This is a genomic window from Stutzerimonas stutzeri, from assembly GCF_024448985.1.
Taxonomy (GTDB): Bacteria; Pseudomonadota; Gammaproteobacteria; order Pseudomonadales; family Pseudomonadaceae; genus Stutzerimonas; species Stutzerimonas stutzeri_AP.
This window is the reverse complement of sequence record NZ_JAMOII010000026.1, coordinates 43,039-49,089: the sequence shown is the minus strand read 5'-3', so window position 1 is coordinate 49,089 and position 6,051 is coordinate 43,039. Positions and strand designations below refer to the sequence as shown.

7 protein-coding genes are annotated in these 6,051 nt (G+C 56.8%); 4 read left to right on the top strand and 3 right to left on the bottom strand.

The genetic code is table 11. The features are described from left to right. On the top strand, window positions 1–558 hold a 558-nt coding region (locus NA647_RS18485), incomplete at its 5' end, for a L,D-transpeptidase family protein (protein WP_256059008.1). A gap of 84 nt (window positions 559–642) precedes the next feature. On the opposite strand, the gene NA647_RS18480 is transcribed toward NA647_RS18485, so the two are convergent. Next, window positions 643–897, bottom strand: a complete 255-nt coding sequence (locus NA647_RS18480) for an Lpp/OprI family alanine-zipper lipoprotein (RefSeq protein WP_131648997.1) — start codon at window positions 895–897, stop codon at window positions 643–645. A gap of 413 nt (window positions 898–1,310) precedes the next feature. Between NA647_RS18480 and NA647_RS18475 the strand changes: the two genes are divergently transcribed. Beyond that, window positions 1,311–1,601 (top strand): GNAT family N-acetyltransferase, encoded by a 291-nt coding sequence (locus NA647_RS18475; RefSeq protein ID WP_131648930.1) that lies wholly within the window; start codon window positions 1,311–1,313, stop codon window positions 1,599–1,601. Window positions 1,602–1,647: 46 nt separating this feature from the next. Here the strand turns inward: NA647_RS18475 and NA647_RS18470 are convergent, their stop codons facing one another. After that, window positions 1,648–2,724 carry a 3-deoxy-7-phosphoheptulonate synthase gene (locus NA647_RS18470; protein ID WP_256059007.1) on the bottom strand — a complete coding sequence of 359 codons (1,077 nt, stop codon included), beginning with the start codon at window positions 2,722–2,724 and terminating at the stop codon, window positions 1,648–1,650. A 276-nt stretch (window positions 2,725–3,000) separates the two neighbouring features. On the opposite strand from NA647_RS18470, the gene NA647_RS18465 reads away from it, so the two are divergent. After that, complete coding sequence (locus NA647_RS18465; RefSeq protein WP_256059006.1) at window positions 3,001–3,954, top strand: putative 2-dehydropantoate 2-reductase; 954 nt, start codon at window positions 3,001–3,003, stop codon at window positions 3,952–3,954. 324 nt (window positions 3,955–4,278) lie between these two features. Beyond that, complete coding sequence (cysB, locus tag NA647_RS18460; protein ID WP_256059005.1) at window positions 4,279–5,253, top strand: HTH-type transcriptional regulator CysB; 975 nt, start codon at window positions 4,279–4,281, stop codon at window positions 5,251–5,253. A gap of 56 nt (window positions 5,254–5,309) precedes the next feature. On the opposite strand, the gene NA647_RS18455 is transcribed toward cysB, so the two are convergent. Continuing rightward, window positions 5,310–6,047 carry a phosphoadenylyl-sulfate reductase gene (locus NA647_RS18455; RefSeq protein WP_256059004.1) on the bottom strand — a complete coding sequence of 246 codons (738 nt, stop codon included), beginning with the start codon at window positions 6,045–6,047 and terminating at the stop codon, window positions 5,310–5,312. Window positions 6,048–6,051: the final 4 nt, after the last annotated feature.

Genomic DNA, 6,051 nt, shown 5'->3' with positions numbered 1-6,051 from the left:
GGCAATACCCGCATTTCAGCGATGACCAGTAATCCTGCCTGGTATCCGCCGCAGTCGATTCGAGATGAACACGCCGCCGAGGGCGATCCGCTGCCGAAGGTCGTACCGCCGGGGCCGGATAACCCGCTTGGCCCGTACAAGATGACCCTGGCAATGCCCGGCTACCTTATCCACGGTTCGAACAAGAAGTTCGGTATCGGCATGCGTGTCAGTCACGGTTGCTTCCGCATGCTCAATCACAACGTGCTGGAGCTGGCCGGGCTGGTCAAGGTCGGCACTGCGGTGCGAATCATCGACGAGCCCTACAAGTTCGGTGTGAGCCAAGGCAAGATCTATCTAGAGGCGCATACGCCGCTGCAGGACGAAGAAAAGCATATGACGCTTATGGATAAGCACGCAGTGGTAGTCAATACGTTGCTTCAGCGTGATGAGGCCGCCGGTGTGCTGCAACTGGATTGGGAGATGGTGCGGGAGATCATTGCTGGTGAAGACGGCTTGCCGATTCAGATTGCCGAGCAGGGGCAGGCGTTGGCCAGTCAGGACGATCCGATCTTCTGACAGCGGCCACCGAATCGAGACGTTAATTTGTCATCCATAAAAAAGCCGACCTGGAGCAGGTCGGCTTTTTTTATCGCCTGAAGCTTACTTGCGGCTGGCACGTTCCAGCATACGCAGTGCACGCTCATTGGCTTCATCAGCAGTCTGCTGAGCCTTCTGAGCAGCCTGCAGAGCCTCGTCGGCCTTGCTGTACGCTTCGTCGGCACGGGCCTGGGCACGAGCAGCGGCGTCTTCGGTCGCGGTCAGACGGGCTTCGCCTTCCTGAGTCATGCTGTTGCTGCACCCAGTAGCCAGAACTGCGGCGAAAGCCAGAGCAGAAAATTTCAGAACGTTGTTCATCGTGTTCCCCTTAAGGATGAAATCCATGGCAACTTCCGTTATGGAAAGTTGGCGCGCACATACTACCGATTAGTTGCGCTAAGTAAACTGAGGCAAGCAGCGGTCACCATAATTTTTCTGCAAGCTCATTCTTTCACGGCATATGCTAGCCAGATTGGCTGAAAAACAATCAGAGTCAGCCGTTGCACTCGTTACATGGACCGGTCGGGATGCTGAAAAGTTGCACTTCGCGGCGCTACGGCGAATGAAAAGTATCAATCACTCAGACGTAGGGGCATAGCCGGTTTTAAGCAATTGAAGCGACGTCTTACATAGCGGTAGCATGCGTCGTCAAACAAACAAGAAAATGGGGAATGTGCGGGCTCCGCATGCACCTCTTAAGTTGAAGGCAGCAAGCCTGCTGAGGAGGCCAGATGACCGACAAGCTAACCATCCACCATGACCGGACAAGCCACCAGTTCGAAACTACCGTGGACGGCTATCGCGCCTATCTGGCTTATGTAGACTTGGGTAAACAGACCCTGGATATCTACCGGACTTTCGTACCTGATGCGCTTCGCGGTCGTGGCGTTGCCGCCGTACTGGCGCAGCACGCGCTGGACTACGCCAAGCGCGAGGGCTATACGGTCATTCCATCCTGTTCGTACGTGGAGCGGTATATCGAGCGGCAGGGCAACTCAACGGATACTATCGAAAGCGAGTAAGGAAAAACGCCGGCAAGCGGCGTTTTTCCCGGACCAGGAGTAGCCGTTAGCCGCGGGCGCGCTTGGGCAATACATCCTTCAACTTTGCATGCATGCCGAGAATGGCTTTCTCGGTGGCTTCCCAATCGATGCAAGCATCGGTAACGGATACGCCGTACTTCAGGTCCGAGAGGTCTTTTGGTATAGGCTGATTACCCCAGCCCAAATGGCTTTCCACCATCAACCCGACGATCGAGTTGTTTCCTTCGAGGATCTGGTTGGCCACGTTTTCCATGACTAATGGCTGCAGGGCCGGATCCTTGTTGGAGTTCGCATGGCTGCAATCGACCATGATGTTGGGGGTAACGCCAGCCTTGTTCAATTCCTGTTCGCATACCGCCACGCTGACAGAGTCGTAGTTCGGCTTGCCATTGCCCCCGCGCAGAACCACATGCCCGTACGCGTTGCCCTTGGTGGTCACGATCGATACACCACCGGACTGGTTGATGCCGAGGAAGCGGTGCGGGCTTGAAACGGATTGCAGCGCATTGATCGCGACGGTCAGACTGCCGTCCGTACCATTCTTGAAGCCCACTGCAGAGGATAGACCTGAGGCCATCTCGCGGTGTGTCTGGGATTCGGTGGTGCGCGCGCCGATTGCCGACCAGCTGATCAGGTCCTGCAGATACTGCGGTGAGATGGGATCCAGGGCTTCGGTGGCGGTTGGCAGGCCCTTCTCGGCGAGGTCCAGCAGCAGCTTGCGACCGATATGCAGTCCATCCTGAATCTTGAACGAGTCGTCCATGTAGGGATCGTTGATCAGGCCTTTCCAGCCGACTGTAGTGCGTGGTTTCTCAAAGTACACCCGCATGACGAGAAACAGACTGTCGGACACTTTTTCCGCCAGAACCTTGAGGCGTTCTGCATATTCATGCGCGGCCTTGAGGTCGTGGATGGAACAGGGGCCGATTACCAGAAACAGGCGGTGGTCTTTGCCGTCGAGAATGTCGCGAACAACCTGGCGTCCGTGGGAAACGGTCTGCAATGCCGTGGCGGTCAGCGGGAGTTCACGCTTCAATTGCTCCGGCGTGATAAGCGTCACGTTGGATGCAACGTTTAGGTCGTCGATTGGTAGATCAGCCATCTGTCACTCTTCAGGGTCACGTGAGTCGTCCGCCAGCCATCCCGGTGCGGCGGAACGGAACGTTGGGGCGCAGCGGGGAGCGGAACCTTATCGCGTATTGCATCGCCTCGACAATAATCTTGAAGGCGTACTGCCGCCTTGGCGTGCTCAATGTAAGTTCGCGCCGGAAAACGGACCGTTCGCGGCGGCTGGGCGCTGCCTTGGGACGTTGATAAGGTGGCGACTGCAAGCGCGCCATTAGAGGCGTCCCACTGAACTGAAGCTGGAGTTTTCCGCATGACTGCACCCAACCCTCGAATAGGAATCATCGGCACTGGAGCTATCGGCGGTTTTTACGGAGTGATGCTCGCTCGCGCCGGCTATGACGTGCACTTTCTGCTGCGCAGCGAGTACGAAGCGGTTCTACAAGGTGGGCTGCGGATAAACAGCACGGTGCATGGCTCGTTGCATCTGGGTGCGGTACAGGCCTATCGCAGCGCGGCGGATATGCCCAAGTGCGATTGGCTGCTGGTTGGTGCCAAAAGCACCAGTAATCTGGAGCTGGCCCCGTTGATCGAGGAGGCGTCTGGAGAGGATGCCAAGGTTGTGGTCTTGCAGAACGGTCTGGGAGTCGAGGAGGAGCTGCGTCAGGTTCTACCGAACAATGTTCATCTGCTTGGTGGCCTCTGTTTCATCTGCGCGCACCGCTCGGCATTAGGTGTCGTCGAGCATCAAGCGCTTGGCGGGGTCAATCTTGGCTATCACTCAGGGTCGGCAGCAACCCCGGAGCAACAGCGGGCGCTGGTCGAAGAAGGCGTGGCGATGTTCCGCGCGGCGGGAGTCGATTCCAACGCGGCCGACAATCTGGCTCAGGCGCGCTGGCAGAAGCTGGTGTGGAACTTACCCTATAACGGCCTTTCCGTGCTTCTGGATGCCGGTACGGCACCCTTGATGTCCAATCCGGACAGTCGCGCTCTGGTCAGGTCAATCATGCTGGAAGCCTGCGGAGCCGCAGCGGCTTGTGGTCAACCGTTACCAGAAGTACTAGTGGATCGGATGATGATGGCCACCGATCATATGCCTGATTACCTTCCGAGCATGTACCACGATCATGCGCACGGTCGCCCGTTGGAGCTCGATGCGATCTATGCCGCTCCGCTGGCCGCAGCTGCGAATGCCGGATTTGCGATGCCCAAGACCGAGGCTCTGTATCAGGCCTTGTGCTTTATTACTGGGCGCGCAGACCGCTAATCCACTCACCTTGGATGACGTCAATCGCAGTCGGGCGGGTGTTCAGCGCGGTAGTGGTTTTCCTTCGGGCTGCTAAGCTCAAACGAGGCCGCGATATCCATTTGGTGTTCTCGGCCTCGGCGCCTACGGATGCGATCAGTCTGGCAGATCGGGCAGCGTATACGCAGGTATGCTCGCAGTTTTACTTTGCAAGAGTTGCAGTAACGTGACGTCGCCTGGATGCTACGAGCGATACATACGGAAATGACCTAGAATTCCGATTTCTGGCGCAGAAGTTATAAAAATGGTGGCGTTCAGGCGCCATTGGCATTTTGAGGGATCTCTATGAAGCTTCAGCAACTGCGTTACATCTGGGAAGTGGCGCATCATGACCTCAATGTCTCCGCAACGGCGCAGAGCCTGTATACCTCTCAACCTGGCATCAGCAAGCAGATACGGTTGCTTGAGGATGAACTGGGCGTCGAAGTCTTTGCCCGCAGTGGAAAGCATCTGACCAGAGTCACTCCGGCTGGCGAGCGAATCATCACCACGGCCGGCGAAATCCTGCGCAAATGCGAAAGCATCAAACAGATCGCCCAGGAATTTTCCAACGAAAAGCGCGGCACGCTGAGCATCGCAACTACTCACACGCAGGCTCGTTATGCCTTGCCGCCGGTGATCCGTACGTTCATCAAACAGTACCCCGACGTTTCATTGCACATGCATCAAGGCACGCCCATGCAAATTGCTGAAATGGCCGCTGACGGGACTGTGGATTTTGCCATCGCCACGGAAGGACTGGAGCAGTTCGGCGATCTGGTGATGATGCCGTGCTATCGCTGGAACCGTTGTGTAGTCGTGCCGCAGGGGCACCCCCTGACCGAACTGGAAAAACTCACCCTGGAAGCACTGGCGGAGCATCCAATCGTGACCTACGTGTTCGGTTTTACCGGGCGCTCAAAGCTGGACGAGGCATTCAGCCACCGGGGTTTATCGCCCAAGGTAGTATTCACGGCAGCGGATGCAGACGTCATCAAGACCTATGTTCGACTTGGATTGGGCGTCGGCATCGTGGCGCGGATGGCGGTCGATGCCAAGCTTGATCCGGACCTGGTGGTGCTCGATGCCAGCGAGCTGTTCGAAGCCAGCGTCACTAAGATCGGCTTCCGCCGCGGTACCTTTCTGCGTGGCTTCATGGCAGATTTCATCGAAACCTTCGCACCGCATCTTGATCGGGAAATGCTCGAGAAAGCCGTGCAGTGCCGAAACAAGGGCGAACTGGACGAATTGTTCCAAAACGTCGAGTTACCAACCTTTTAGCAGTAGCGGTAAGCCTCAAGTCAAGGCAGCAGCTTCGTCCAGTGCTTTGGTTGTTCTCACTGCTTCGCTATCAGATTGCCGGCATGCAGCCCACATTCCTTCTGCGTGGACTCCTCCCACCACCAGCGTCCTTCACGCTCGTGCTGGTTCGGCAGTACCGGGCGAGTGCAAGGCTCGCAGCCAATGCTGATGAATCCACGTTCATGCAGAGTGTTGTAAGGCACCTCTAGCATGCGGATATAGCCCCAGACTTCTTCGCTGGACATCTGCGCCAGGGGGTTGAACTTGTACAACGTGTGCTCCGGCGTCGAAAAAGCACTGTCGATTTCCAGTACCGAAACCTGACTGCGGGTACCAGGGCTCTGGTCGCGACGCTGGCCAGTGGCCCAGGCGCGAACGCCGGACAGCTTGCGCCGAAGCGGCTCGATCTTACGTATTCCGCAGCATTCACCATGGCCGTCGCGATAGAAACTGAACAACCCTTTTTCGTTGACCATCGGTTGGAGCAGGGCAGGGTTGGGCGTCATGATCTCGATCGGAATGCCGTAGTGCTCGCGAACCTGCTCGATGAAGCGGTAGGTCTCACTGTGTAAACGACCGGTATCGAGGCTGAACACTTTTACGTTTTTGTTCAGCTTCCAGGCCATGTCCACCAGCACGACGTCTTCGGCGCCGCTGAAAGAGATCCATAGATCGTCTCCGAAGAGGTCGAAGGCGAGCTTGAGAATCTCTTGTGGTGATTTGCCAGCATAGGCTGCGGCCAGGTCGGAGATATCAATAGTTTGGTGAGTCATCAGG

Coding starts and splice junctions, on each gene's coding strand:
- NA647_RS18470 (WP_256059007.1), bottom strand. CDS start 2,724: ATGGCTGATCTACCAATCGACGACCTAAACGTTGCATCCAACGTGACG.
- NA647_RS18455 (WP_256059004.1), bottom strand. CDS start 6,047: ATGACTCACCAAACTATTGATATCTCCGACCTGGCCGCAGCCTATGCT.
- NA647_RS18480 (WP_131648997.1), bottom strand. CDS start 897: ATGAACAACGTTCTGAAATTTTCTGCTCTGGCTTTCGCCGCAGTTCTG.
- cysB (WP_256059005.1), top strand. CDS start 4,279: ATGAAGCTTCAGCAACTGCGTTACATCTGGGAAGTGGCGCATCATGAC.
- NA647_RS18465 (WP_256059006.1), top strand. CDS start 3,001: ATGACTGCACCCAACCCTCGAATAGGAATCATCGGCACTGGAGCTATC.
- NA647_RS18475 (WP_131648930.1), top strand. CDS start 1,311: ATGACCGACAAGCTAACCATCCACCATGACCGGACAAGCCACCAGTTC.